We start from the raw sequence: 24,960 nt of genomic DNA, 5'->3' as shown, positions 1-24,960 counted from the left end.
ATGGCACCTTATCTAGATAATTTCGGGTCTTATCACGAATTATCTGTGAGGAATCGGTGCCACAAGCATCTCCATCGCTAGTATCACACTGGCTTTTCTTGTGGCGATGTCATTGAATTAACGTTGTAAATTACTGCTAAACATGGCTGAGAAACGCAATATTTTCCTTGTTGGCCCTATGGGTGCCGGCAAAAGCACAATTGGTAGACACCTAGCTCAACAGCTTCATATGGAGTTTGTTGATTCTGATACCGTTATTGAAGAACGTACTGGCGCAGATATCGCTTGGGTATTTGACGTAGAAGGTGAAGAAGGCTTCCGCGATCGCGAGGAAAAAGTGATTAACGACCTAACGGAAGAGCAAGGTATCGTACTTGCGACCGGTGGTGGTTCAATCAAGAGCAAAGAAAACCGCAATCGTCTTTCTGCACGCGGTATTGTTGTTTACCTTGAAACAACGATTGAAAAGCAGCTTGCGCGCACTAACCGCGACAAGAAGCGACCATTATTACAGACTGATAATCCACGTGACGTGCTTGAATCGCTAGCTGGCGAGCGCAACCCACTTTACGAAGAAATTGCGGATTACACAGTACGTACAGACGATCAAAGTGCAAAAGTGGTAGCCAACCAGATCGTAAAAATGCTAGAAGAACGTTAAGACTTTTTTTAGCAACTGGAGAATACCCATGGAACGGATTACGGTCAGCTTAGATGAGCGTAGCTATCCAATCTCAATTGGTGCCGGATTATTTAATGATCCGGCCCACCTTTCTTTCTTATCGGCAAAACAAAAAGTGGTGGTGATTTCTAATGTCACTGTAGCACCACTGTATGCGGATAAAATCCTCTCTCTTATCGAGCAACAAGGCTGTGAAGCGACAGTTCTTGAGCTGCCTGATGGCGAAAAGTACAAATCATTAGACACCTTTAATACCATCATGAGCTTCCTACTCGAAGGTAGTTACGCCCGTGATGTAGTGGTGGTTGCGCTCGGTGGTGGTGTGATTGGTGATTTAGTGGGTTTTGCTGCTGCTTGTTACCAGCGCGGTGTCGACTTTATCCAGATCCCGACGACGCTATTGTCTCAAGTCGACTCATCTGTGGGTGGTAAAACGGCGGTTAACCACAAACTCGGCAAGAACATGATTGGTGCCTTCTACCAACCTAAAGCAGTGGTTATCGATACTGATTGTCTAAAAACCTTACCGCAAAGAGAGTTTGCTGCCGGTATTTCTGAAGTCATCAAGTACGGCATCATCTACGATCAAGACTTCTTTGTCTGGTTAGAAGAAAACCTCGATAAGCTGTATCAACTTGATGAGCAAGCTCTCACTTACGCTATTGCTCGCTGCTGTGAGATTAAAGCTGAAGTGGTTGCTCAGGACGAAAAAGAGTCAGGAATTCGCGCGTTGCTGAACCTAGGTCATACATTTGGTCATGCGATCGAAGCTGAGTTAGGTTATGGTAATTGGCTACATGGTGAAGCTGTTTCGGCAGGCACAGTGATGGCTGCAAAAACCGCTCAACTTCAAGGCCTTATCAATGAGCAGCAAGTTGAGCGAATTATCTCTATACTGAAAAGAGCCCAGCTACCAGTACATACTCCAGAAACGATGTCATTTGCTGATTTCATGAAGCATATGATGCGTGATAAGAAAGTACTCTCTGGTGAGCTTCGCCTTGTACTCCCTACCAGTATAGGGACTGCTGAAGTAGTTAAAGGTGTACCAGAATCGATCATTGAACAAGCTATCGACTTCGCGCGCACTGTTTAAATCTTTTTGTTTTGTAGTACCAATCTGACCTTTGCCCTCACGAGGTTAAAGCGTTGGCTTGGTATTACTCGTATTTTCATTGGGATAACGTAATGAGCTTGGCGCATGATCCACGTGTGTTGGAGTTAGATTCACAAACAGAACTGCTAGAACGCTTGCAACTGTTGACTAATTTTGGCTCGAATTTGGTCACACTTGGTGGTGCATCAGGTGCGGGTAAGACTTGGCTGGCACAATATTATCTAGAAGCTTGGGCGCAAGATAAAAACCAGTCGTTATTGATGTGTTACCCTAACCAAGATGAATCTCAACGTCGCTCAACTATCCTCACTCAACTTATTTCCGAACCTCTTTTTAATCCAGCTGATTCTCTCGTCGAATCTTTCACACGCATCATGCAGGGCGAGACCTGTGATGTCGTGATTGCGATCGATGATGCGCACTTACTGACTGAATCCTTTGTTTCTGAACTGTGGATGTTGGTACTTGAAGCTCAGGTTAACCCAGGTTGGACGGTGAATGTGTTGTTGTTCGCTCAATCGAACAGTCTAGATGCATTGCTGACTCGTTTGGGTTATGGTCAAGAACACAAGCCAATTGATCTTGAAATTGAACCACTTAGTCAAGAAGAAGCGGATCGATTCTTTGAACAATTGGTGATTCGGTTTGTCGAAGATGACATGGAAAAGCGCGTTCGAAACGCGTATCGAACAGTTGCTCGTCGTCCTGGCGAAATCATGGCTTTAGGGGATCAAAAAGTGGAAAAAAGGATCATTATCCGCTCAATTGTGGGTTCACCAATCAATATTGCACTGTTGGTTATCACGCTACTGGTGTTAATCGGAGGCGGTTACTGGTGGATGATGTCGCAGCCGTCGCCAGATGACAAAGCTCAGCAAATCACTGAATCTATCGAACAGACGGCAATACCAACACTATCGGAAGAGAGCGCTGGCGAAGAAAGTACCGCAGCGACAATTGAACCTGAACCCGTGGTTGATCCAACCATGGCGAATGCTGAAGATGACTCGCTCTCGCTACCACCAGATGTGACTGAGCAAATATCGAGTGTTGGCAATACCGATGAGGATCATCAGCGCGTAGTGATTACCTCTGATGTGGTTGATGCTCTGATGGAAGGCAAACCTGAGCAGGCGGACACCAGCAAAATCGAACAAATTGTCGAGCAATCGAAAACTGAGCCGGTTACCGAGCCTCAAGCGGCAGTGTCGTCAGATTCCGAAGCCGTAGCAGAAAGCCCAGCTGAAGAGGAAGCTGCGCCAAGTCCTACCGTGATCAAATTCTCTTTCACCAAAGATGAGCTGAAAAGCTTCTCTCCACGTAGTTACACTCTCCAGTTAGCGGCAGTGAACTCACTTGAGGAAGTGCAGAATTTTATTGATCGTCACCAGCTCGCAAATCAGATATTTATCTATCCAACTCAGCGCAATGGGGTGGATTGGTACATAGTGACGTACCAAAACTATCCAACCATTCAAGTGGCGCGTGATGCGGTACAAGGGTTGTCTACTGAGCTGCAAAACGTAGAGCCTTGGGCCAAGTCTCTCAGCCAAGTGCAACGAGAGATTGACCGTGGCAATCAAGATAATTAGAAACTGGGTGTAATCCTGAAAATTGTCTGAGATTAATTGCAAAATATGTTACATTTCGCAGCCTTAATTTGTGGTTGATAGATAGAGCGGTTGATGAAGAAGCAGCGGGCCTTCCTGAAATGGGCAGGTGGAAAATACGGACTTGTCGAAGATATTCAGCGTCACTTGCCAGAAGCTCGTAAGCTGGTAGAACCGTTCGTAGGTGCTGGGTCTGTATTTCTAAACACTGACTATGATCAGTACTTGCTCGCAGACATCAACCCAGATCTGATAAACCTGTACAACCTCCTCAAAGAAAACCCGCAAGAGTACATTACTGAGGCGAAGCGTTGGTTCTGCCCTGAGAATAATCGCAAAGAGGCTTACCTCGATATTCGCAGCCAGTTCAATGCCACAGATGATGTGATGTATCGTTCTTTGGCGTTCCTGTATATGAACCGCTTTGGTTTTAATGGCTTGTGCCGTTACAACAAAAAAGGCGGCTTTAACGTCCCGTTTGGTTCATATAAAAAGCCTTACTTCCCGGAAGCTGAGTTAGAGTTCTTTGCCGAAAAAGCGAAGAAAGCGACGTTTGTCTGTGAAGGCTACCACGAGACATTTAAGCGTGCGCGCAAAGGCAGTGTTGTCTACTGTGATCCGCCGTATGCGCCGCTGTCAACGACAGCTAATTTCACCTCGTATGCAGGTAATGGTTTCACTCTCGATGATCAAGCGGCTTTGGCCGACGTGGCTGAGAGAGCAGCGGTTGAGCGTGGAATTCCAGTGCTGATTTCTAACCACGATACCACTTTGACCCGTCGCCTTTATCATGGCGCTGAGCTCAATGTCGTCAAGGTGAAACGCACGATTAGCCGTAATGGTGCAGGGCGTAACAAAGTTGATGAACTTCTTGCGCTATTCAAACCTGTTGAAAGCAAATAATCACATTTCATCACACTTCTCTATCATCTCACCTCTAGCTTAGGTAGAATTGCGCGCAAAGTTTCTTCAGTGTGCAATGATGCCCAATCAATACTAGAGGTCAGGTATGAAAGATTTCCTTATCGCTCCATCAATTCTGTCTGCGGATATGGCTCGCTTAGGCGAAGACGTAGAAAAAGTACTCGCAGCAGGAGCAGATGTGGTTCATTTTGATGTGATGGATAATCACTACGTACCTAACCTAACCTTTGGTGCGCCTATCTGTCAGGCACTGCGTGACTACGGTATTACTGCACCTATCGATGTACACCTAATGGTGAAGCCAGTGGATCGCATTATTCCTGATTTCGCTAAAGCAGGTGCATCTATGATCACTTTCCATATTGAAGCCTCTGAGCACGTTGATCGCACACTTCAGCTTATCAAAGAGCATGGCTGTAAAGCGGGTGTGGTACTCAACCCAGCAACGCCGCTGTCTCACCTTGAGTACATCATCGACAAAGTAGACATGATTCTTCTGATGTCAGTGAACCCTGGCTTCGGTGGTCAATCCTTCATTCCAAAAACACTCGATAAGCTACGCGCAGTACGCAAAATGATTGATGAATCTGGTCGCGATATTCGCTTAGAAATTGATGGCGGTGTGAAGGTTGAAAACATCAAAGAGATCGCAGAAGCGGGCGCGGATATGTTCGTAGCAGGTTCGGCTATCTTCAACCAGCCAGATTACAAACAAGTGATCGATGAAATGCGCGCTGAACTGGCTAAGGTTAACTAATTAAATGAGCAACATTAAGTTAATCGCATTCGATTTAGACGGTACGCTACTTGATAGCGTGCCTGATTTGGCGGTTGCTGCTGACCAAGCAGTACAAGCATTAGGCTACCCAGCAGTGACAGAAGAGCAAGTGCGTGACTACGTAGGTAACGGCGCTGATGTTCTTATTGGTCGTTCTCTGAGCCGCAGCCTAACAGTCTCACCAGATTTAGATCCAGAACTGCATGCCAAAGCGCGTATTCTGTTTGATGACTACTACGAGCAAAGCGGACACAAGCTCAGCCACCTCTACCCAGCGGTAAAGGAAACCTTGGCAGAGCTGCACGAAGCGGGCTTTACAATGGCGCTAGTGACCAACAAGCCATCGAAGTTTGTCCCTGAGGTTCTGGCGAAGCACGACATTGATAAGTACTTTGTTGATGTGATCGGTGGTGATACGTTCCCAGAGAAAAAACCTAACCCAATGGCACTAAATTGGCTGCTTGAGAAACATGGCTGTCAGCCACAAGAAATGTTGATGGTAGGTGATTCAAGTAACGATATCAAAGCGGCGAAAAATGCAGGCTGTCATTCGTTTGGTTTGACCTATGGCTACAACCACGGTGAGCCTATTTCTGCCTCTCAACCGGATTATGTCGCAGATACCATCGCAGATTTAGCAGAACTCTTAACGGTTTCAGCTTAATAGCGACAAAAGATCTTTTAAAATACTCGTTAATGAGTACACTGAGTAAACCGTGTGGATAGAAACCACGCGGTTTTTTTCATTATTTAGCATAAGAAGTCAAAGGAATTATTCCCATGAGCAAACCCATCGTATTGAGTGGTGTTCAACCATCAGGTGAACTAAGTATCGGTAACTACTTGGGTGCTCTACGTCAATGGCAGCAGATGCAAGATGATTACGATTGCCAATACTGTGTTGTCGACCTTCACGCAATTACGGTTCGCCAAGATCCGAAAGCGTTGCACGAAGCGACTCTAGACGCACTAGCAATCTGTCTTGCAGTTGGTGTTGATCCGCAAAAGAGCACGCTATTTGTTCAGTCACATGTACCAGAGCATGCTCAACTTGGTTGGCTTCTTAACTGTTACACCCAGATGGGTGAACTGGGCCGAATGACCCAGTTTAAAGACAAGTCTGCACGTTACTCGAAAGACTCATCTAGCCAATTTGGCGATGTGAACGTGGGCTTGTTCGACTACCCAGTCTTGATGGCAGCAGATATCCTTCTCTACGGTGCGCACCAAGTGCCTGTCGGTAGTGATCAGAAGCAGCACCTTGAACTAGCGCGTGATATCGCTAACCGTTTCAACAACATCTACTCGCCAGAGCAGCCAATCTTCCAAGTGCCAGAGCCGTACATCCCAACAGTGAATGCGCGTGTGATGAGCCTGCAAGATGCAACCAAGAAGATGTCTAAGTCGGATGATAACCGTAAGAACGTGATAACTCTGCTTGAAGAGCCTAAGTCAATCATCAAGAAGATTAACAAAGCTCAGACAGATGCAGAAACGCCACCGCGTATTGCTCATGACTGGGACAACAAAGCCGGTATTTCAAACCTAATGGGTCTTTACTCGGCAGCCACAGGTATGAGCTTTGAAGAGATCGAAGCTAAGTACCAAGGCGTAGAGATGTACGGCCCATTCAAGAAAGATGTCGGTGAAGCACTCGTTGCTATGCTTGAGCCTATTCAAGCCGAATACCACCGTATCCGCGCTGACCGTGCTTACATGGATCAGGTGATGAAGCAAGGTGCAGAGAAAGCATCAGCTCGCGCGGCTGAGACATTGAAGAAAGCATACGAAGCAGTAGGTTTCGTTGCACGCCCGTAGGGGCAGGGCAGAACGGACTTCGTCCTAAGGAACGCTACGCTACTAGAAAACTAGATAGCGAGAGTTGTAAAAGCCGGTGCAAGAGCATCGGCTTTTTAGATCGATTTGAAATGCTTTATTTTGGGATAACGGAACGGGCTACGCCCTATAGAACGCTTTGCTTCGGAAAAGCGAGATTGAGCGATATAAAAACATACCGTTGATTCCTTAGGTTTGTCGAAAAAGCTAAGTTAGTTATCCAGTTATCCAGTTATCCAGTTATCCAGTTATCCAGTTATCCAGTTATCCAGCTCTCCGTAGGACGAAGTCCGTTCCCATATCCCGTTTCCCGAAGCGTTCGCTTTAGCTACTGCGCTCCTTCAAAGCCCATTTGGCGCCAAGCTTCAAAAGCGATAATGGCGACAGCATTAGAAAGGTTGAGGCTGCGTGCGTCTGGCATCATTGGAATACGAATACGCTGCTCCATTGGCATGCTTTCGATGAGTTCAGCAGGCAAGCCGCGGGTTTCTGGACCGAATAGCAGTACGTCACCTTTCTGGAAGTTGGCATCGACATGATGGCCTGTTGTTTTGGTTGTACAGGCAAAAATTCGGTACTCACCACGCTCTTTTTCTAGGTACTCAACAAAAGCTTGGTAGTTTTTATGGCGAGTGACGCGAGCTAGGTCGTGGTAATCCAATCCCGCTCGACGAACTTTTTTCTCTTCCAGATCAAAACCAAGCGGCTCGATAAGGTGAAGGTTGGCACCACAGTTGGCACATAAACGAATAATGTTACCAGTATTCGGGGCAATTTCTGGTTCGTAGAGGGCGATATCAAACATGACTAACTCTTAACGCTGATTGTTCAAAGGCTAGAAAGTATAAGGCGACTCGTGAAAGCCGCCAAGTCTGACGTTGTTAGTTTCGTATTGTCTAGGCCAAAGCTGCTGCGTAGTTATCGCTCACGGCATCCCAGTTTACGACATTCCACCAAGCCTCAATGTAGTCAGGGCGGCGGTTTTGGTAGCTGATGTAGTAGGCGTGCTCCCAAACATCGAGCGCCAAAATAGGCTCACCTTGAGCTCCTGCCACGTCCATTAGTGGGTTGTCTTGATTGCTGGTTGACGTAATGACAAGTTGTCCGTCTTTGACGATCAGCCAAGCAAAACCAGAGCCGAAAGTATTAATCGCAGCATCTGTGAACTGCTGTTGGAATGCTTCAAAGCTACCAAAGGTAGACACAATATCCTCGCCGAGTTTTCCTTGAGGAACACCGCCACCATTTGGTTTCATGCAATTCCAATAGAGGATGTGATTGTAGTAACCACCGCCATTATTGCGCACCGCTGGTGGCTGCTGAGAAATATTGGCAAAGATATCTTTGAGTGTGGTGGACTCTAACTCGGTACCGGAAACTGCGGCGATAAACTTATCAAAATAGGTGCGATGGTGCTTGCTGTAATGCACTTCCATTGTCTTTGCGTCGATGTATGGCTCAAGTGAGTCGTAAGCGTAAGGAAGTTCAGGGAAAGTGTGAGACATAGTAAATCCTCCATAATTGAAGAATTTACTTTAAATGATAATGAGATCTATTATCAACTATCTCTTTTGTAGGGTTATTGCTCCGCACCGAGTGGAAGAGTGATTTCGACTCTTAACCCGCCTAGTTTGCTCCGTTTCGCTTCAATGGTTCCGCTATGCTGGCGTATCGCACTTTCGGTGATGGTCAGGCCTAAACCTGTTCCGCCACTGTGCCTATCACGCGCGGTTGAAACACGATAAAACGGTCTGAATATCGCATCGAGTTCCTGCTCCGGTACACCTTCGCCGTTGTCATCAACCGCAATCATGATTTGCTGGCTAGACTCAGTGAAAGTAACTTCGATGCGGTCTGTACCGTAATAGATAGCATTGCGAACAATATTGTCCAAGGCGCTCATTAAGAGTTTTGGATTACCTGAAATGATACGTTCAGGAATCTCATTGAAGGTGAGGGTTTTATCCATCTGTTCTGCTTCAAACTGAGCATCACTAAGGATGGCTTCCCACAAACTCCCCATCGGCTGAGGTTCTCGGGTTAGATGGCTGTCGACCTGCATACGAGACAACTCAAGTAGCTCGCCAATCATCTGCTCCAAGCGCTGAGCTTCGGTATCAATACGGACTAGTTCAGGGCTCTCTCCCTGTTTGCGAGTCGCGAGGGCATTTGCCATCCGCAGTCGAGTCAGTGGAGAGCGCAGCTCATGGGAAATGTCCGACAATAAGCGCTGCTGACCCGATATCATTTGGTTAACTGCTTCTACCATTTGGTTAAAGCTCGTCCCCGCTTGGCGGAATTCACTGGTGCCTTTTTCAAGTTCAGGGTCAACCACGAACTCCCCTTTGGCGACACGTTTGGCTGCACGTTCCAGTTTACGTGCCGGTTGGCTGAGTGCCCATGCAAGCCACAGTAGCAAAGGCGTGCTGACTAGCATTACTGCAAACAATAACTGGAATGGTCTATCAAACATGCGCAGTAAGAATGGCGGTGGTTGATTCCATTTCACACCGATGTAGAGCAGCAAGTCTTGCTTGGCTAACGTCACAGGCAGTGGACCAGCAAGCATGTAGTGACCATAAAGTTTTTGCTTGGGTTCGCTATCGACTTCGACGCTAGTAATGAAGTTCTGTAGCGCGCGATACTTAAAGTCTTTGTGGTTTTGGGTTGTGAGCAAGTTGCCTTCTAGGTCGGTAATAAAGAAGCGCGGACGAGGATCTCTTGAAGAGCGTTTTCCACCTTCGAGCTTAAATAGAATGCGGGCAAGGTTGGTATCTTTGGCATAGCGTTTTTCGATATTTTGCTTCAGTTCGATCATGCGATCGTAATGCTCAACCGGAATATCTCGCGCTTTGCGTGGATCGAGATGTGGCAGTGACAGTACCGCCATCAGCACCAAAAACATGGTAAACCAGAATATGGCGAAGATACGTCCATACAAGCTAGTGATCTTAGGTAGGCGCATTAGTCCTCCTCAACCAGTAAGTAGCCGCGTCCACGTAAGGTTTTGATGCGTGATTTGCCATCTTCACGTTCTGGCAGTTTCTTACGCAGGTTGGAGACGTGCATATCGATAGCACGATCGAAAGCGGCGAGACGCTTACCTAAAACATCCAAACTCAGCGCTTCTTTGGTTAGGGTTTGCCCAGGGTTTTGGATAAAGTGGCTTAACAGAGCGAATTCTGTGGTAGTGAGCTCCATTTGTTCTCCCTGACAGTAAGCTTCCTGTTTACCGGGATAGACTTGGATGTCTTGATATTCAATGCAGTCAGAGTTTTTCGAGCTTTTGCTTGCAGCAGTGCTTTGCGTACGACGTAGGATTGCGCGAATGCGAGCCAGCAGTTCTCTGTCGCTAAAAGGTTTTGGCAGATAATCATCCGCGCCCAGCTCTAAGCCAATCACTCGGTCTATCTCTTCGCCTTTAGCCGTCAGCATTAACACTGGCGTCTCCCAATTTTCTCGCAGTCTTTTGAGGGTTTCCATTCCGTTGAGTTTAGGCATCATGACATCGAGTAAGATAAGGTCAATCTTGTCATTGAGCAGTGCCAGTCCTTCTTCGCCATTATTTGCCTCAGACACATCAAAGCCTTCAAAGGATAGGACTTCTTTAAGTAAGCTGGTTAGCTCGGTATCGTCGTCAATCAATAAGATATTTGGCATAACAAGGTCTCTACATAAGTTGGATATCTATATATTACTGTTAAATGACCAATTGATTTAGGGTCATTATCGCTCTTTACGATTCTTTACTCTCTCAATACGTTGCTTTACGCAGTAAGTCGTATTCTACACTCAAGCGCTGTGAGAACAGCTCAATCCAATAGACAAAGTGAAAGGTACGATTATGAAAATGGCAAAGAAACTAGTAGTAGCGGCAGTTGTTCTTCCTCTAACTCTTGGCACAGCGAGTGCGTTCGCTTTCGGTGGCAAAGATGGTAAGAAAGGTGGTCATGGCGAGTGTGGCGGTGGCTTTGACCGCGGAATCATGCGTCAACTTGACTTAACCGATGCGCAAAAAGACCAGATGAAAGAGATGCGTCAGGCAAGCAAACAAGAAATGAAAGCGGCCTTTAAAGAGAACTTTGAAGCTCGCCATGCAGAGATGCAAGCTCAAAAAGAGAAGGTTCAGGCATTGGTTCTAGCGGATAACTTTGACCAAGCGGCGGCAAACGAGCTAGCTAAGACTATGGTTGAAAAGCAAACGGAACGTAAGGTGAAAATGCTAGAGAAACAGCATCAGATGCTGAGCATCTTAACTCCTGAGCAGAAAACAAAATTTGTTGAACTGCAACAAGAGCGTTCGGCAAAATGCCAAGAGAAAATGCAACAGCGTTTGAACAAGGCTTAGAATCAATGACTATTCATAGGCGGCTTTTTAGCCGCCTTTTTTATGCCATTTTTATTCAACAATTGTAAGGTTATACTTAGAAGATGTTTGTTTAATAATCAAAGCACTATGAAACAAGAATATGCTCGCTTAGTCACCATGGCTGCATGGACGGCCACGATTGTTGCGACGCTGCTATTGGTGGTCAAAGTTGGGGCTTGGTGGGTAACGGGTTCCGTCAGCTTACTCGCCTCTTTGATCGATTCAATGCTCGATATCGCGGCATCTCTGGTTAACCTCGTTGTGGTACGTTACTCCCTTCAACCTGCTGACCGAGAGCATACTTTTGGTCACGGCAAAGCCGAATCTCTGGCGGCTTTGGCACAGGCGATGTTTATTTCTGGCTCTGCGGTATTTCTGATCTTAAATGGTATCGAACGCTTCTTTAGACCACACGAGTTGCAGTCCCCTGAATACGGTGTTTACGTCAGTTTGTTTGCCATCTTAGTCACCTTTGCATTAGTTCGTTTCCAAAAGCATGTCGTGAAGAAAACCGGTAGCCAAGCGATAGCCGCAGATTCACTGCACTATCAATCTGACCTTTATATGAATGCAGCGATTATGCTCGCGCTAGGTTTGAGCTGGTTTGGGATTACTCAAGCAGACTCAGTTTTTGCCGTCGCAATTGGTGTCTACATCCTCTATAGCGCGTTCAAAATGGTGCAAGAGGCGATTCAAACTTTACTCGACCGCAAGCTGCCCGACGAAGAATTGAAAGCAATTCGAGAATGCTGTGTAAAAGTGGAAGGGGTGCTCGGAGTTCATCAACTAAGAACCAGAATGTCAGGGCCAACTCGATTTATCCAACTGCACTTAGAGATGGAAGACAATATCCGATTAATTGAAGCGCATCGAATCTCTGACGAAGTGGAAGATAAACTGCTTGAGCTCTATCCACATTCAGATGTACTGATCCATCAGGATCCTTATTCTGTGGTGTTAGGGGCAGAAAAAGGGCAGAAGTCGCAAGATTGGTAACGCAAAAGTGCCACTTATTGGCTATCTTTTCAGCGATGCTAGTTTTAACTGTGATCCTGATATGTATCAATGATGTCAATGAGCAAAGCTGTAATACTCTTACATAAGTAGAAAAGTTACATAATTTGACGCAAATAAATGTAGTAATCCTAATTAGGAAAGGTAACATATTGCGCAGTTAAAGGAATTAAGTTGGTGGCTTATTGAAAGCGGCTAACGTAAAAATTGAAATAAGATTCCCAAAAATCGAGGGTGAGCATGATTAAGAAGATCGGTGTCTTGACGAGTGGCGGTGACGCACCAGGTATGAACGCGGCAGTTCGCGGCGTGGTTCGCACGGCGTTATCTGAAGGACTAGAAGTTTACGGTGTATTCGATGGTTACTTAGGTCTTTACGAAGATCGTATCGAAAAGCTAGATCGTTCAAGCGTTTCTGATGTAATCAACAAAGGCGGCACGTTCCTAGGCTCTGCGCGTTTCCCTGAATTCAAAGAAGTGGAAGTGCGTCAGAAAGCGATCGAAAACCTGCAAAAGCATGGTATCGAAGCTTTAGTTGTTGTTGGTGGTGACGGCTCTTACATGGGTGCGAAAAAGCTAACAGAAATGGGTTACCCATGTATCGGTCTACCGGGCACTATCGATAACGATATCGCAGGTACGGATTACACAATTGGCTACCTAACGGCACTGAACACTGTTATCGACGCAATTGACCGTCTACGTGATACTTCATCTTCTCACCAGCGTATCTCGATCGTTGAGATCATGGGTCGTCACTGTGGTGATCTAACGCTAATGTCTGCAATCGCAGGTGGTTGTGAGTACATCATCACTCCTGAAACGGGTCTGGATAAAGAAAAGCTGATTGGCAATATCCAAGATGGTATCGCTAAAGGTAAGAAGCACGCGATCATTGCTCTGACTGAGCTAATGATGGATGCTAACGAACTAGCGAAAGAGATTGAAGCGGCGACGGGTCGTGAAACTCGCGCTACCGTTCTTGGTCACATCCAACGTGGTGGTCGTCCTACTGCATTTGACCGCGTTCTTGCATCTCGCATGGGTAACTACGCAGTACACCTATTGATGGAAGGTCAAGGTGGTCGTTGTGTAGGTATTCAAAAAGAGCAACTTGTTCACCACGATATCATCGACGCTATCGAGAACATGAAGCGTCCAGTACGTGAAGACCTATTCAAGGTTGCTGAAGAGCTATTCTAAGCCAGCTTCATATTGAACTAAAAAGCCAGTTGGGAGACCAACTGGCTTTTTGTTTATTGGAATAAGGCTAGTTGACTAGCATAGTCGATAGCACGTAACCCACTGTCGTTGCGGTAATCACGCCAATAAAGCCTGGCAGCAAGAAGCTGTGGTTAAGTACGTACTTACCAATCTCAGTCGTACCTGAGCGGTCAAAGGTAATCGCCGCAAGATCACTTGGATAGAATGGGAAGAAGAAATACGCATAACAAGCTGGAAGCACACCGATTAGTACAGGTGCAGGGATGCCCATCGCAAAACCGAGTGGTAGCATAATGGTCAGTACCGCTGCCTGGCTCTTCAAGAATACCGACACCACGAACATGGCAATGGCAAACGTCCAAGGGTGCGCAGCCACAATGTCGCTCACTAAGCTGATCAAGTAAGGTTTGTGGAAACCGATAATGGTGTCACTCATCCACGCGATACCGAAGATAATGATCACCGCGGTCATACCGGCGATAAACACATTACTATGGACGATCTTTTTCGGCTCTACCTTAGTCGTTAACAGAATCAAAGCACCGACAGACAACATCAAGAACTGAATCGCGACGGACATTTTAACGCCGTCTGGTAGCAAGCCGAGATCTTTACCAAACATTGCGACAAAGATAACCGTTGCGATACCGGCTAAGAAGATGCCTAAACCGCGTTTTGCCACTTGCTGACTGGCTGGCTCGCTTTCATCTTGCTGGACTTCATCAATCAGCTGAGCTTTAAACTCGGGATCTTGGCAACGCTTGATAAAGGCTGGATCTTGATCCAATTCTTTACCGCGTTTCAGGCTCCACAAGCAGCCAACCAGTACACCAATTAACGTTGCAGGTATGGTCACCAGTAGCACGTTAACCAGACTGATGTCCAAGTGGTTATCGGCTGCGGTTGCCATTACTACCGCAGCGGCAGCGGCGATCGGGCTAGCCGTAATCCCCATTTGTGATGCAACGGTTGCCATCGCCATAGGGCGCTCAGGGCGAATGCCTTTCTTGTAGGCCACATCATAGATAACAGGAAGAAGAGGGTAAACAGAGTGACCCGTGCCGACTAATACCGTCAATGAATAGGTACAAAGTGGGCCAAGAAACACGATTTGGCTTGGATGCTTACGCAATAATCGCTCAGCAAACTTCACTAATAGCTTGAGGCCACCCGTTGCTTCTAGCGTCGCAGAGGCCGCGACCACGGCGAGAATGATCAGCATAACACTGATTGGTGGCGAACCCGGCGCGACACCAAATACAAACGCGAGAACCGAAACACCCAAGCCCCCGAGCAAACCGAAAGCTATGCCTCCATGGCGGATACCGATAAATATAACCGTCAGAAGCAGGAGCATATGCACGTAAAACATAATCAAACCCTACATTGGTATAAACATAGAGCCATGCTACCCAAAAGTGGTAGATGGAAACGTGAGCCTATTTGCTTCTCTTGTCAGAGCGATTAACTATCGAGCTATTCCTTGTTTCGAATCAAAAATTGCACTTTAAACAAAGGCTTTGTATTGGTTTGCTCGTAGAGATCACGAGTTTTGTTTGTTTCTTCGTTTTTGAAATTTTTGGTGAACGCCACGGCGTAGGGCTTTGATCCGGTTCTCGGCTTTATCGACGCCAAGTAGTACTGTGAGTGCCAGTACGGTGAGGATCACGGATTGCTGCATATAACCGAGACCAATCATCATGCCGATGGCCGCCAATACCCATATGACGGCAGCGGAGGTGACACCATGGATTTTGCCATCTAGGGTCATCATTACCCCTGCGCCAAGAAATCCTACGCCAGTAATGATCTGACCGAGCACTCGCGCTTGATCTAATGTATTGGGTGAGAGTGAAACCGCCATTGACATAAACAAGTAGGTCCCCGAAATCACCAAAATCGAGGTGCGAATACCAACAGGTTTGCCGCGTGTTTGTCGTTCAACGCCAATAAGAATACCGTTAACGGCACAACAGAGTAGAGCCCACCAACTGAATGGGCCTAGGTCGAGAAATTGTTCGATAGTGGGTTGCATGTCTGGTTGCATCGTGACCTCCAAAACGTCGGAGTATGCATAGTTCAGACCTGTCTATCGAACAAAAGATTTTTATCTTAAGGACAAAATTAACAACCAGTGGTGGTCAAGTTAATACTGGGTGAGGCGTTTGAGGTTGCTTCGTTATATTGCAGGTAACAATTGAGAGAAGACTGACGACGACTCCTTGGCATATACAAGATAATTCCATCATTGGCGTTAGTATTGCTGAAATACCAATCGGCACCATCAGCCCCGAAAGTAGCATCTGCAATGTTGGCATCAATGATTTTTTCCCAAGCATTGGCATTGTCTGCTTTAGCATAACCGTAAACGATGCTGACGCTCTCACCCTCTACGGTGACTGACGAACTCGCAGCGGTGTCGAGACCTTCAACAGCAGATATACCGATGAGTTGGTCGTTGGCACCTTGCATTGCTCCTTTTAAACCTTGTAAGGCAGAAGTTCGGGCGTCGCTTTGTAGGTCGAGTAAACGAGGCAGGGCAGTAACAGCAAGAATGCCGAGTACGACGATGACAATGACCAATTCTATTAGCGTAAAGCCGCGTGTGTTTTTCATCATTATTCTAAATGTAGGTCGAGTGGGGTTTTACTGGTACGCCCACCAATCTCGCGCGTTAACTTTGGTACTAGATATCCAGAGACTCGCTCCATCAGCCCTGCCATGATGGCTTTCGCCTCTTGGTCAGAGATGTAAAAGTGTGCAGCGCCCTGTACTTTATCTAGCACGTGAATGTAATAAGGTAAAATGCCAGCATCAAATAAAGCGTTGCTGAGGTCAACCTGAGACTCAACGCTGTCATTGACTCCTTTTAGCATAACACCTTGGTTTAAAAGAGTAACACCTGCTTGCTTAAGGTGGCTTAATCGATCTCTCAGTTCTTGATTTATCTCTTTAGCGTGGTTGATATGCGTGACTAACACCACTTGCAGGCGGGTTTCGCTCAGCATCTGAATCAGCGCTTGAGTGATACGATCCGGAATGACGACAGGTAAGCGGGAATGAATGCGCAGGCGTTTGATGTGCTTGATATCGGCAATATGATCAATAAGCCACAACAGTTCCTCATCCTTTGCCATTAGCGGGTCCCCACCAGAAAGGATGATCTCATTAATCTCTGGGTGCTGGGTTACATACTCTAGGCTTTGCTGCCAAACTGATTTGGATCCCCTGTTTTCGTCATAGGGAAAGTGACGACGAAAACAGTAGCGACAGTTAACTGCGCAGCCACCTTTGACGATCATTAACGCGCGGTTGCGGTACTTGTGCAATAAACCTGGAATAGCATTGTTTTGCTCTTCGAGTGGATCATTGGAGTAACCAGGGTGGACTTCAAACTCTTCGCTGAGCGGTAAAACTTGACGTAAAAGCGGGTCGTAAGGATTGCCTTTTTCCATTCTATCAACAAAACTTTGCGGAACACGCTGCGCAAAAAGCTTGCGAGCAGCAAATCCGTCTTGCCATGGCTTAGGATCTATTTCGAGCTGCTCAAGCAGTTTTGCAGGATCAGAGATCCCATTCGCTAGCTGTTTGAGCCAGTTTTGCTCAACAGAAACAACTTTTCGGGTTATGATGTGCGGCATTGAATTTAGCTCTAAGAATGTAAGAGGAAAAAATGGCTACTGTTAGCACCAATGAATTTAAAGGCGGCTTGAAACTAATGCTTGATAACGAGCCTTGCGTTATCTTGGAAAACGAATACGTTAAGCCAGGTAAAGGTCAAGCGTTCAACCGTGTAAAAATTCGTAAGCTTCTTTCTGGTAAAGTGCTAGAGAAAACCTTTAAGTCTGGTGAAACTTGTGAAGTTGCAGACGTAATGGATATCGACCTAGATTATCTATATAACGACGGCGAATTCTACCACTTTATGAACAACGAAACATTTGAGCAGATCGCTGCGGATGTAAAAGCGGTTGGCGAAAACGCTAAGTGGTTGGTAGAAAACAACACTTGTATGCTAACACTATGGAACGGTAACCCAATCGTAGTAACGCCACCAAACTTCGTTGAGCTTGAAGTAACAGACACAGATCCAGGTCTGAAAGGTGATACTCAAGGTACAGGTGGTAAGCCAGCAACACTATCAACAGGTGCTGTTGTTCGCGTTCCTCTATTTATCGCGATTGGCGAAGTGATCAAAGTTGATACTCGCTCTGGTGAGTACGTAGGTCGCGTAAAATAAGCCTAACTTAGGTCAAGTTTTGGAAAAAGGTCACTTCGGTGACCTTTTTTTGTTTTTCACCGATAGGATTGATGTGCCACAATTCTAGTTCAAGTAACTGTGGCTAAACTGGTATCCATGAAACAGTCTCTAACAATATGGCTTGACGCCGCTCGCCCTAAAACCTTGCCTTTGGCTTTGGTCTCTATCTTAACGGGTAGTGTATTGGCGTACTCCACGCATCAGTTTTCACCTGTGGTTGCTTTGCTGGCTTTTCTGACTGCAACGCTGCTACAAATCCTTTCTAACTTAGCCAACGATTATGGCGATGCTGTTAAAGGTACCGATAACGAAAATCGTCTCGGGCCTATGCGTGCGATTCAGTCTGGAGCTGTGACTCAAAAGGACATGAAGCAGGCAATGATCATTAATGTGGTTTTGACGGTGATTGCGGGTCTCACCTTAGTGATGTATGCGCTAGAGAGTCTACAGAGCATCTTAGCTTTCATCGGGTTAGGAGTCTTAGCGATTGTTGCAGCGATCGCATATACCGTAGGTAACAAGCCTTATGGTTACGTCGGCTTAGGCGATATTTCCGTGTTTATCTTCTTTGGTTTATTGGGCGTGGCGGGTACCTATTTCCTTCATACCGGTATTGTCGCGCCTCTACTTATCTTGCCCGCGGTTGGTTGTGGGCTCTTGGCTGTCGCTGTACTTAATATCAACAATATGCGTGATATTGAAAATGATGAGGTGTGTGGCAAAAGAACGGTTGCTGTCCGTCTAGGGCAAAAGCGCGCTAAGCAATATCACTTTGCTCTGCTCAGCGGCGCTGTGGTGGCTTTTGCCGCTTACTTAATCCATCAACCGAGCCCAATTTGGATTAGCTTGCCATTTCTACTTAGCCTGCTTGTTACCTTTAAACACGGTAAAGCAGTATGGCAGGCAGAAAAACCGGCGCAGATCGCCCCAATGATGCCGGTGATAGTCAAGTGCTCTATGGTGACTAACTTATTGTTTGCTGGAGTGGTTATAGCTCAAACTCTGGTCAGTTAAATGATACATGTCATTGCAATGACTTAATGACCTTATATACTCGATGGAGATAACGAACGGTATGGGAAGGAATACTATGGAATACAATACCTCTGCCTTGTGCGACATTTATTTAGAGCAAGTAGATGTTGTAGAGCCTATGTTCAGTAACTTTGGTGGTTGTGCATCGTTCGCGGGGCAAATCACGACAGTAAAGTGTTTTGAAGATAATGGCTTGATTCGTGAAATCCTAGAGCAAGACGGTTTAGGCCGTGTGCTGCTTATTGATGGTGGCGGTTCATTGCGTCGCGCACTGATAGATGCTGAGCTCGCATCGCTTGCGGAAGAGAACGAATGGGAAGGTATTGTGGTTTACGGCTGTGTTCGTGAAGTCGATGAGCTGGAAGACATGAGTATCGGTATCCAAGCGATCGCTTCTATTCCTGTCGGCGCTATCTCACAAGGCATTGGTGAAGTGGATGTGCCAGTCAACTTTGGTGGCGTGACCTTCCTTCCTGAAGATTACCTCTACGCTGACAATACCGGTGTGATTCTTTCTCAAGAGCCATTAGATGTAGATTTAGAAGTGGAAGAGGAAGAAGAGATAGCCATAGTCGATTAATCTCTACCTTTCCAGATAGACTGCACCGACTCCAAGAGTCGGTGTTTTGTTTTATGCCGCCGGGGAAAGGTGTTGAGATCTGAGTTTTAGCGCATATAAGTAACCACTTGTGCCACCAATAATGTTGCCTACCGCAATACCAATGAATAGCCCTTCAATATCATACAGCTGACCACCTAACCAAGCGCAAGGTAGGGTAAAGAGAAACAGACGCATAAAGCTCCATTGGAATGCCTTAAGCGGTTCATGCAGGGCGTTTAAGCCAGAGACCAACATCATCATCACGCCTTGGAAACCATAGCTAAAAGGCACGACTAACAAATAGTGCCAAAGCAGATCTTTTACCGCTTGTTCCTGTGAAAACAAAGCTGCGAGTGGAATGCTCAGTGGCACCATCATGATAAAAATGCCGGCCTGAAACACCATCGAGAAACGCATGCTTAAAAACAACCCGGCAAAGCTACGTGCAGGGTTATTGGCGCCCATGTTTTGGGCAATAAATGGTGTTAGGGCTGAAGTTAAAGACATCAAAACTAAGATAAGAATCGATTCGACTCGCTGCGCCGCACCATAAGCGGCGACGGCTGCGGTGCCATGAGTCGAGAGCATCATCATCAAAATAGCCCCCGACAAGGGCGTAAGAGCATTAGACAAAGCTGCCGGTGTGCCGATTTTTAGGATTTGTTGCCAGTCGAGCCAGAGTGTTTTAAAGCAAGGAAGGGCAAGTAGTTTCTCTCGTTTAATCAGCACGTAAAGCGAGCCAATTAAGGCGCCGAACCAACTCATTGCACTGGCAATGGCAGCTCCTTGAATGCCCAATTCTGGGAAAGGTCCGTAACCAAAAATCAGTAGCGGATCGAGTACCCCGTTGATAAGACCAGCGAGCATCATAATTTTGGCGGGTGTTTTGGTATCCCCAGTTGCGCGAATGGCACTGTTGCCAGCCATAGGAACGACCAATAGCGGAATCGTTAGGTACCAAATATCCATGTATTGATGAATAAGTGGCAGTAGTGATTGCTCTGCACCAAGAAATAGAAACAGTGGCTCGATGGTAAACAGGCCAAGTGTAGAGGCGAGTGCGACCAGCAATACGGCTAACAGTAAGCCATGAGAAGAAAAGCGCGCAGCGACGATCGATTGACCTTGTCCGAGCAAGCGACCGATATTGGTCGAGAGCCCCATACCTATACCCATTGTGATGCAGTTGACTGCAAAGGTGACGGGGAAGGTATAGCTAATCGCAGCGAGAGCTTCGGTACCTAGCAGCGAGATAAAAAACGTATCCACCAAGTTAAACATCAAGATCGCCACCATGCCAAAGGTCATGGGAACGGTCATCTGCCTAAGTACTAGGGGAATCGAGCCTGTTAGAAGGCCATGCTTATCCTGCATTCGGTACAACTATCGTTAGTGTGGAAAAGCGTAGGATACTTGATTGATGTGCCAGACACAAAAAAGGCCAGCTTGCGCTGACCTCAGTGAGAATTTTTCAAATAAGAAGAAAAATTATGCTTTAGCTGCTGCCGCTGCTTTAGCAATTGCTGCGAAGCTCTTAGCATCTAGAGATGCGCCACCAACTAGAGCACCGTCGATGTCTGGTTGTGAGAAGTAAGCTTCTGCGTTTTCAGGCTTAACAGAACCACCGTATTGGATGATTACTTGCTCAGCAACTGCTGCGTCTTTCTCTGCGATTAGCGCACGGATAGAAGCGTGGATGCGTTGTGCATCTTCAGCTGTTGCTGCTTTACCAGTACCGATAGCCCAGATTGGTTCGTATGCGATGATTGCACCGTTTAGCGCTTCAACACCGTAAGCGTCGATTACTGCGTTGATTTGACGTGCACATACTGCTTCAGTTTCACCCGCTTCGTTTTGAGTTTCAGACTCACCGATACAGAAAACAGGTTTTAGACCGTTCTCTTTTAGGAAGTTGAATTTCTTAGCGATGAACTCGTCAGATTCGTTGTGGTATTCACGACGCTCAGAGTGACCGATGATGATGTGAGTAGCGCCGAAATCTTTTAGCATCTCTGGAGACATATCACCAGTGAATGCACCGCTGTTGTTTAGGTCAGTGTTTTGAGCACCTAGGATGATCTTGTTACCGCCTTTTGCGATTAGCTGTTCAGCTAGATCTAGGTAAAGAGCTGGTGGAGCGACAGCTACGTCAACACCTTCAACGCCTTCAAGTTCAGCGTTAAGACCAGTTAGCAGCTCTTTCACCATTGCTTTGCTGCCGTTAAGCTTCCAGTTACCCATCACTACAGGACGACGCATAGGAATATCTCCGTATTTAATCAATTAATGTAAAAAATCTTCGTAAGAATATAACAGATAAAATAGGGGAGATCATGATTACCGTCATGTCTTATTTGGATATCACCCATTGGTTGGAGCTGTGATCGCTCATATCTCACCTTAATCTGCTTTCTATCAGTGATCCATTGAACAGATTGGTGGAAACCCGCTCGGAATTCAGCATAGAAATTGGTAATAGTGTTGTGCACTTTTTGTTTATTGTGAAACTCTCTTACATTTGAGGAATACTATGCCGAACCTAGTAATGGAATACTCCAACTCTGTTGACGAACGCGTTAATGTTCAAGGCTTACTTGAAGACTTACATCATGTCGCGTTAACTTGCGGGTTGTTCGATGTGGATTCGGTAAAATCCCGCTCTTTGCGTTGCCATAACTGGCTGGTAGGCGAAGCGGGAGATAGTGTTGATTTTATTCATATCAGCTTTGAATTGCTTGATGGCAGAACCGAAGAGCAGAAAAGAGAGTTATCTCGCCAGTTGATGACTGTGTTGCAAGAGCAGGCGAGTCATGTTCATAGCTTAACGGTTAACATTCGAGATATGGATAAAGCGTGTTTTCAGAAAGTAATTAACTAGTATTTTTGGAGCGAACAGGCTCTAACTTTTTATTTTTTAGGTATAAATGATGTCGATGAAAGAATTACTGTTTTCGTTTCAAGGTCGAATAGGGCGTAAAACCTATTGGATTTGGAACGTGGTTTACTATTTGATGATTGTTGGCTTTGCGATGGGGATGAATGTTCTCGCTCCCTCGATCGCACATCTGATTCTACCTGTGTTTCTGATCGTCATTCTGGTTCCTGATCTAGCGATTACCGCTAAACGCTGGCATGACCGCGGTAAATCAAGCTGGTGGCTGCTGCTTAACATCCCACTCGTTATCGGACGCATGACAGTACCAGTCGGCGATCCTTCACTAGCCGGTCAGCCGTCTATGTTGCAGGCTGCGACGTCATTTGCTGCTCTAGTCTGTGGTCTATGGATTTTAGTTGAATGTGGTTTCTTAAAAGGCACGGATGGCGAAAATCAATATGGGCCGGAAGGGAGATAGAACGCTTCGCGTTATGAACGGATTTCGTCCTCGGGAATGCTACGCTAGGGAATCGAGAACGGGCTTCGCCCTATGGACCGCTTCGCTGCTGGAAAACTAGTCTGACAAGCCTGCTTATCCAGTTATTTGTATCCCGCATCCCATTTCCGTAGCAAGGCGTTCCAAACAAAAAGGGTTGACGTTTATCCGCCAACCCTAACCACTCTCCAGTTCTCCGTAGGGCGAAGCCCGTTCCCGAATCTTATTTCCCAAGCGCAGCGCTACTTCCTCAGAAAAACTTCTTCCACTTGATGATCCTGACCTTTCTTCAAGATTAAGTGGGCGCGGCCTTTGGTTGGCAGGATATTGGCGTCTAGGTTAACCCCATTGATCGACTGCCAAATACTGTGTGCTTTCTCGATCGCTTTTGGTTCGGTCAACTGCGTATAGTGACTGAAGTAAGAGCCTGGCTTGGTAAAGGCGCCTTGGCGGAACTTTAAGAAGCGTTCGACATACCACTGCTCTATCACTTCACTTTCTGCGTCGACATAAAGCGAAAAATCCAAGAAATCTGAAACAAAGACGCGATGTGGATCGTGTGGATAATCCATCCCGCTTTGCAAGACGTTTAATCCTTCGATGATCAGCACATCAGGTCGGTCGACGGTTTTCAGCTCTTCGGTAATGTCATAGGTGATGTGCGAGTAAACAGGTACTTCGAGGTGTGGTTTTCCGGCCTTAACGTCAGAAACGAACTCGACTAAACGCTTAATATCATAAGATTCAGGGAAGCCTTTGCGATGAAGAATACCGCGTTCATCTAGCACCTTTTTCGGATAAAGAAACCCATCAGTAGTTACGAGCTCAACTTTAGGATGGTTATCCCAGCGTGACAGTAAGGCTTTAAGCAAACGAGCTGTGGTGCTTTTACCTACCGCGACACTACCGGCAATACCAATGATAAAAGGTGGCGCAGTGCCTTGATTACCGAGGAAGTTATTGAGCACTGAATTACGGCTCTGTCTGGCAGCAACATATAAGTTAAGCAGACGGGCTAAAGGCAAGTAGATCTCTTCCACTTCTTCCATCGTGAGGCTTTCATTCACACCCTGAAGTTCAACCAGATCGGTCTCGGATAATGTCATTGGCACTGAATTGCGTAATTCAGCCCATTGTTGACGATTAAATGAGAGATATGGAGTCATAGTCATCCTAACTTGGTTTCACGATAGAGCAGCGAAAATACAACAACCGAACAAGATTGCAAACGACATCGTCGACATTCGCGTATTTTTTGCCGATAAATTGGGCGAAATTTCAACAAATAAGCCCAATCAGTAGAAAAAGAAGTTTTTTTTTAAATTTACTATTGCAAGGCAGAAAATCATTCAATAGAATGCGCACCACTTATGCCGACTTAGCTCAGTAGGTAGAGCAACTGACTTGTAATCAGTAGGTCACCAGTTCGATTCCGGTAGTCGGCACCATTTTTCCGCTTATCTCTTTTTAGAGCACGAGAAAAATGGATTAAAAATTTGGAGGGGTTCCCGAGTGGCCAAAGGGATCAGACTGTAAATCTGCTGGCACTGCCTTCGATGGTTCGAATCCGTCCCCCTCCACCATATTCTTAAGGAAATAGCTCACAGAGTTACGTGTTGCGGGCATCGTATAATGGCTATTACCTCAGCCTTCCAAGCTGATGATGCGGGTTCGATTCCCGCTGCCCGCTCCACTCTAATTTGAGTGCTGATATAGCTCAGGTGGTAGAGCGCATCCTTGGTAAGGATGAGGTCGGCAGTTCGAGTCTGCCTATCAGCACCAGCTCTAAGCAATGTTTCCTTTTGATACTTTCTCTTTACTAAACTACGTTTAGTGATTGAGAGAAGTTTATCACCAAGACTTTTTGGTTGCGTGGTCATTCAAGCCACCTAAATCCGTACCTAGAGGGACAACTCATGTCTAAAGAAAAATTTGAACGTACGAAACCGCACGTAAACGTTGGTACTATCGGCCACGTTGACCACGGTAAAACAACTCTAACTGCAGCGATCTGTACAACACTTGCAAAAGTGTACGGCGGTGAAGCGAAAGACTTCGCATCTATCGATAACGCTCCAGAAGAGCGTGAGCGCGGTATCACAATCGCAACTTCTCACGTTGAGTACGACACTCCAACT

Annotated in this window: 27 protein-coding genes and 4 tRNA genes; 20 read left to right on the top strand and 11 right to left on the bottom strand. The window is 46.2% G+C overall.

Annotation, left to right across the window (positions count from 1 at the left end; genetic code table 11):
• The first annotated feature begins 142 nt into the window (after positions 1-142).
• From aroK to trpS, 7 genes are all read left to right on the top strand, one after another.
• Positions 143-661: a shikimate kinase AroK gene (gene aroK / locus AC5O63_RS20475; protein ID WP_004743301.1), complete on the top strand. Its 519-nt coding sequence runs from the start codon at positions 143-145 to the stop codon at positions 659-661.
• A gap of 28 nt (positions 662-689) precedes the next feature.
• The gene (aroB, locus tag AC5O63_RS20470) at positions 690-1,778 is read left to right on the top strand and encodes a 3-dehydroquinate synthase (RefSeq protein WP_494506092.1); all 1,089 of its coding nucleotides are present in this window, start codon (positions 690-692) and stop codon (positions 1,776-1,778) included.
• 92 nt (positions 1,779-1,870) lie between these two features.
• Entirely contained in the window at positions 1,871-3,391 is a 1,521-nt protein-coding gene (locus AC5O63_RS20465) for an SPOR domain-containing protein (RefSeq protein ID WP_494506091.1), read from the top strand.
• Positions 3,392-3,484: 93 nt separating this feature from the next.
• A complete protein-coding gene (locus AC5O63_RS20460) occupies positions 3,485-4,312 on the top strand; it encodes a Dam family site-specific DNA-(adenine-N6)-methyltransferase (RefSeq protein ID WP_171325638.1) in 828 nt (275 codons plus the stop codon).
• Positions 4,313-4,418: 106 nt separating this feature from the next.
• Entirely contained in the window at positions 4,419-5,090 is a 672-nt protein-coding gene (gene rpe / locus AC5O63_RS20455; protein WP_171325640.1) for a ribulose-phosphate 3-epimerase, read from the top strand.
• A gap of 4 nt (positions 5,091-5,094) precedes the next feature.
• Entirely contained in the window at positions 5,095-5,775 is a 681-nt protein-coding gene (locus AC5O63_RS20450) for a phosphoglycolate phosphatase (protein ID WP_494506090.1), read from the top strand.
• Positions 5,776-5,891: 116 nt separating this feature from the next.
• Positions 5,892-6,929, top strand: coding sequence for a tryptophan--tRNA ligase (gene trpS / locus AC5O63_RS20445; RefSeq protein ID WP_008077776.1), 1,038 nt, complete (start codon positions 5,892-5,894; stop codon positions 6,927-6,929).
• A gap of 346 nt (positions 6,930-7,275) precedes the next feature.
• Here the strand turns inward: trpS and trmL are convergent, their stop codons facing one another.
• The 4 genes from trmL to AC5O63_RS20425 all read right to left on the bottom strand — a co-directional run bounded on the left by trmL (position 7,276) and on the right by AC5O63_RS20425 (position 10,607).
• Positions 7,276-7,752 (bottom strand): tRNA (uridine(34)/cytosine(34)/5-carboxymethylaminomethyluridine(34)-2'-O)-methyltransferase TrmL, encoded by a 477-nt coding sequence (trmL, locus tag AC5O63_RS20440; protein ID WP_171383622.1) that lies wholly within the window; start codon positions 7,750-7,752, stop codon positions 7,276-7,278.
• A 91-nt stretch (positions 7,753-7,843) separates the two neighbouring features.
• Positions 7,844-8,452 (bottom strand): superoxide dismutase, encoded by a 609-nt coding sequence (locus tag AC5O63_RS20435; RefSeq protein ID WP_004743309.1) that lies wholly within the window; start codon positions 8,450-8,452, stop codon positions 7,844-7,846.
• Between the two features lie 74 nt (positions 8,453-8,526).
• Positions 8,527-9,912, bottom strand: coding sequence for an envelope stress sensor histidine kinase CpxA (gene cpxA, locus AC5O63_RS20430; protein WP_494506089.1), 1,386 nt, complete (start codon positions 9,910-9,912; stop codon positions 8,527-8,529).
• Positions 9,912-10,607, bottom strand: coding sequence for a response regulator (locus tag AC5O63_RS20425; protein ID WP_171325648.1), 696 nt, complete (start codon positions 10,605-10,607; stop codon positions 9,912-9,914). Before AC5O63_RS20425 ends, cpxA begins: the two co-directional genes overlap by 1 nt.
• A 184-nt stretch (positions 10,608-10,791) precedes the next feature.
• Between AC5O63_RS20425 and AC5O63_RS20420 the strand changes: the two genes are divergently transcribed.
• From AC5O63_RS20420 to pfkA, 3 genes are all read left to right on the top strand, one after another.
• Positions 10,792-11,295 (top strand): CpxP family protein, encoded by a 504-nt coding sequence (locus AC5O63_RS20420; protein ID WP_486787187.1) that lies wholly within the window; start codon positions 10,792-10,794, stop codon positions 11,293-11,295.
• 108 nt (positions 11,296-11,403) lie between these two features.
• Positions 11,404-12,312, top strand: coding sequence for a CDF family cation-efflux transporter FieF (gene fieF, locus AC5O63_RS20415; protein WP_272785837.1), 909 nt, complete (start codon positions 11,404-11,406; stop codon positions 12,310-12,312).
• Between the two features lie 258 nt (positions 12,313-12,570).
• Positions 12,571-13,533, top strand: coding sequence for a 6-phosphofructokinase (pfkA, locus tag AC5O63_RS20410; protein WP_004743314.1), 963 nt, complete (start codon positions 12,571-12,573; stop codon positions 13,531-13,533).
• 67 nt (positions 13,534-13,600) lie between these two features.
• Here pfkA and AC5O63_RS20405 read toward each other — a convergent pair whose 3' ends face one another.
• The 4 genes from AC5O63_RS20405 to epmB all read right to left on the bottom strand — a co-directional run bounded on the left by AC5O63_RS20405 (position 13,601) and on the right by epmB (position 17,195).
• Positions 13,601-14,926 (bottom strand): anaerobic C4-dicarboxylate transporter, encoded by a 1,326-nt coding sequence (locus AC5O63_RS20405; protein WP_494506088.1) that lies wholly within the window; start codon positions 14,924-14,926, stop codon positions 13,601-13,603.
• Between the two features lie 171 nt (positions 14,927-15,097).
• The gene (locus AC5O63_RS20400) at positions 15,098-15,589 is read right to left on the bottom strand and encodes an MgtC/SapB family protein (protein ID WP_494506121.1); all 492 of its coding nucleotides are present in this window, start codon (positions 15,587-15,589) and stop codon (positions 15,098-15,100) included.
• Between the two features lie 89 nt (positions 15,590-15,678).
• Positions 15,679-16,173, bottom strand: coding sequence for a type II secretion system protein (locus AC5O63_RS20395; protein WP_494506087.1), 495 nt, complete (start codon positions 16,171-16,173; stop codon positions 15,679-15,681).
• Entirely contained in the window at positions 16,173-17,195 is a 1,023-nt protein-coding gene (epmB, locus tag AC5O63_RS20390) for an EF-P beta-lysylation protein EpmB (RefSeq protein WP_494506086.1), read from the bottom strand. Before epmB ends, AC5O63_RS20395 begins: the two co-directional genes overlap by 1 nt.
• A gap of 32 nt (positions 17,196-17,227) precedes the next feature.
• Between epmB and efp the strand changes: the two genes are divergently transcribed.
• The 3 genes from efp to rraA all read left to right on the top strand — a co-directional run bounded on the left by efp (position 17,228) and on the right by rraA (position 19,430).
• Positions 17,228-17,794 (top strand): elongation factor P, encoded by a 567-nt coding sequence (efp, locus tag AC5O63_RS20385; RefSeq protein WP_004743319.1) that lies wholly within the window; start codon positions 17,228-17,230, stop codon positions 17,792-17,794.
• A gap of 117 nt (positions 17,795-17,911) precedes the next feature.
• Positions 17,912-18,829, top strand: coding sequence for a 1,4-dihydroxy-2-naphthoate polyprenyltransferase (locus AC5O63_RS20380; protein ID WP_004743320.1), 918 nt, complete (start codon positions 17,912-17,914; stop codon positions 18,827-18,829).
• Positions 18,830-18,905: 76 nt separating this feature from the next.
• On the top strand, positions 18,906-19,430 hold the full coding sequence (gene rraA, locus AC5O63_RS20375; RefSeq protein WP_004743321.1) for a ribonuclease E activity regulator RraA: 525 nt from the start codon (positions 18,906-18,908) through the stop codon (positions 19,428-19,430).
• Positions 19,431-19,481: 51 nt separating this feature from the next.
• Here the strand turns inward: rraA and AC5O63_RS20370 are convergent, their stop codons facing one another.
• Together AC5O63_RS20370 and tpiA are read right to left on the bottom strand one after the other, a co-directional pair.
• Positions 19,482-20,825 (bottom strand): MATE family efflux transporter, encoded by a 1,344-nt coding sequence (locus AC5O63_RS20370; protein ID WP_494506085.1) that lies wholly within the window; start codon positions 20,823-20,825, stop codon positions 19,482-19,484.
• A 114-nt stretch (positions 20,826-20,939) separates the two neighbouring features.
• Positions 20,940-21,710: a triose-phosphate isomerase gene (gene tpiA, locus AC5O63_RS20365; protein ID WP_494506084.1), complete on the bottom strand. Its 771-nt coding sequence runs from the start codon at positions 21,708-21,710 to the stop codon at positions 20,940-20,942.
• A 271-nt stretch (positions 21,711-21,981) separates the two neighbouring features.
• Between tpiA and AC5O63_RS20360 the strand changes: the two genes are divergently transcribed.
• Positions 21,982-22,329, top strand: a complete 348-nt coding sequence (locus AC5O63_RS20360; protein ID WP_239827293.1) for a 5-carboxymethyl-2-hydroxymuconate Delta-isomerase — start codon at positions 21,982-21,984, stop codon at positions 22,327-22,329.
• Between the two features lie 49 nt (positions 22,330-22,378).
• Entirely contained in the window at positions 22,379-22,804 is a 426-nt protein-coding gene (locus AC5O63_RS20355; protein ID WP_239827292.1) for a DUF805 domain-containing protein, read from the top strand.
• Positions 22,805-23,064: 260 nt separating this feature from the next.
• Here AC5O63_RS20355 and coaA read toward each other — a convergent pair whose 3' ends face one another.
• Positions 23,065-23,988 (bottom strand): type I pantothenate kinase, encoded by a 924-nt coding sequence (gene coaA / locus AC5O63_RS20350; protein WP_004743326.1) that lies wholly within the window; start codon positions 23,986-23,988, stop codon positions 23,065-23,067.
• A gap of 206 nt (positions 23,989-24,194) precedes the next feature.
• On the opposite strand from coaA, the gene AC5O63_RS20345 reads away from it, so the two are divergent.
• From AC5O63_RS20345 to AC5O63_RS20325, 5 genes are all read left to right on the top strand, one after another.
• A tRNA-Thr gene (locus AC5O63_RS20345) sits at positions 24,195-24,270 on the top strand.
• A 50-nt stretch (positions 24,271-24,320) separates the two neighbouring features.
• A tRNA-Tyr gene (locus AC5O63_RS20340) sits at positions 24,321-24,405 on the top strand.
• 35 nt (positions 24,406-24,440) lie between these two features.
• Positions 24,441-24,515, top strand: a tRNA-Gly gene (locus tag AC5O63_RS20335).
• Positions 24,516-24,528: 13 nt separating this feature from the next.
• A tRNA-Thr gene (locus tag AC5O63_RS20330) sits at positions 24,529-24,604 on the top strand.
• 134 nt (positions 24,605-24,738) lie between these two features.
• The coding region (locus AC5O63_RS20325; protein WP_232950780.1) for a GTP-binding protein at positions 24,739-24,960 on the top strand (222 nt) is incomplete at its 3' end.

The organism is Vibrio sp. SCP2 (assembly GCF_059295395.1).
The sequence above is the reverse complement of the archived record's forward strand: the minus strand, read 5'-3'. Positions and strand labels throughout refer to the sequence as shown.

Bases quoted from the DNA above. Each gene is read 5' to 3' on its own strand.
- aroK (WP_004743301.1), top strand. From the start codon at position 143: ATGGCTGAGAAACGCAATATTTTCCTTGTTGGCCCTATGGGTGCCGGC.
- aroB (WP_494506092.1), top strand. From the start codon at position 690: ATGGAACGGATTACGGTCAGCTTAGATGAGCGTAGCTATCCAATCTCA.
- AC5O63_RS20465 (WP_494506091.1), top strand. From the start codon at position 1,871: ATGAGCTTGGCGCATGATCCACGTGTGTTGGAGTTAGATTCACAAACA.
- AC5O63_RS20460 (WP_171325638.1), top strand. From the start codon at position 3,485: ATGAAGAAGCAGCGGGCCTTCCTGAAATGGGCAGGTGGAAAATACGGA.
- rpe (WP_171325640.1), top strand. From the start codon at position 4,419: ATGAAAGATTTCCTTATCGCTCCATCAATTCTGTCTGCGGATATGGCT.
- AC5O63_RS20450 (WP_494506090.1), top strand. From the start codon at position 5,095: ATGAGCAACATTAAGTTAATCGCATTCGATTTAGACGGTACGCTACTT.
- trpS (WP_008077776.1), top strand. From the start codon at position 5,892: ATGAGCAAACCCATCGTATTGAGTGGTGTTCAACCATCAGGTGAACTA.
- trmL (WP_171383622.1), bottom strand. From the start codon at position 7,752: ATGTTTGATATCGCCCTCTACGAACCAGAAATTGCCCCGAATACTGGT.
- AC5O63_RS20435 (WP_004743309.1), bottom strand. From the start codon at position 8,452: ATGTCTCACACTTTCCCTGAACTTCCTTACGCTTACGACTCACTTGAG.
- cpxA (WP_494506089.1), bottom strand. From the start codon at position 9,912: ATGCGCCTACCTAAGATCACTAGCTTGTATGGACGTATCTTCGCCATA.
- AC5O63_RS20425 (WP_171325648.1), bottom strand. From the start codon at position 10,607: ATGCCAAATATCTTATTGATTGACGACGATACCGAGCTAACCAGCTTA.
- AC5O63_RS20420 (WP_486787187.1), top strand. From the start codon at position 10,792: ATGAAAATGGCAAAGAAACTAGTAGTAGCGGCAGTTGTTCTTCCTCTA.
- fieF (WP_272785837.1), top strand. From the start codon at position 11,404: ATGAAACAAGAATATGCTCGCTTAGTCACCATGGCTGCATGGACGGCC.
- pfkA (WP_004743314.1), top strand. From the start codon at position 12,571: ATGATTAAGAAGATCGGTGTCTTGACGAGTGGCGGTGACGCACCAGGT.
- AC5O63_RS20405 (WP_494506088.1), bottom strand. From the start codon at position 14,926: ATGTTTTACGTGCATATGCTCCTGCTTCTGACGGTTATATTTATCGGT.
- AC5O63_RS20400 (WP_494506121.1), bottom strand. From the start codon at position 15,589: ATGCAACCCACTATCGAACAATTTCTCGACCTAGGCCCATTCAGTTGG.
- AC5O63_RS20395 (WP_494506087.1), bottom strand. From the start codon at position 16,173: ATGATGAAAAACACACGCGGCTTTACGCTAATAGAATTGGTCATTGTC.
- epmB (WP_494506086.1), bottom strand. From the start codon at position 17,195: ATGCCGCACATCATAACCCGAAAAGTTGTTTCTGTTGAGCAAAACTGG.
- efp (WP_004743319.1), top strand. From the start codon at position 17,228: ATGGCTACTGTTAGCACCAATGAATTTAAAGGCGGCTTGAAACTAATG.
- AC5O63_RS20380 (WP_004743320.1), top strand. From the start codon at position 17,912: ATGAAACAGTCTCTAACAATATGGCTTGACGCCGCTCGCCCTAAAACC.
- rraA (WP_004743321.1), top strand. From the start codon at position 18,906: ATGGAATACAATACCTCTGCCTTGTGCGACATTTATTTAGAGCAAGTA.
- AC5O63_RS20370 (WP_494506085.1), bottom strand. From the start codon at position 20,825: ATGCAGGATAAGCATGGCCTTCTAACAGGCTCGATTCCCCTAGTACTT.
- tpiA (WP_494506084.1), bottom strand. From the start codon at position 21,710: ATGCGTCGTCCTGTAGTGATGGGTAACTGGAAGCTTAACGGCAGCAAA.
- AC5O63_RS20360 (WP_239827293.1), top strand. From the start codon at position 21,982: ATGCCGAACCTAGTAATGGAATACTCCAACTCTGTTGACGAACGCGTT.
- AC5O63_RS20355 (WP_239827292.1), top strand. From the start codon at position 22,379: ATGTCGATGAAAGAATTACTGTTTTCGTTTCAAGGTCGAATAGGGCGT.
- coaA (WP_004743326.1), bottom strand. From the start codon at position 23,988: ATGACTCCATATCTCTCATTTAATCGTCAACAATGGGCTGAATTACGC.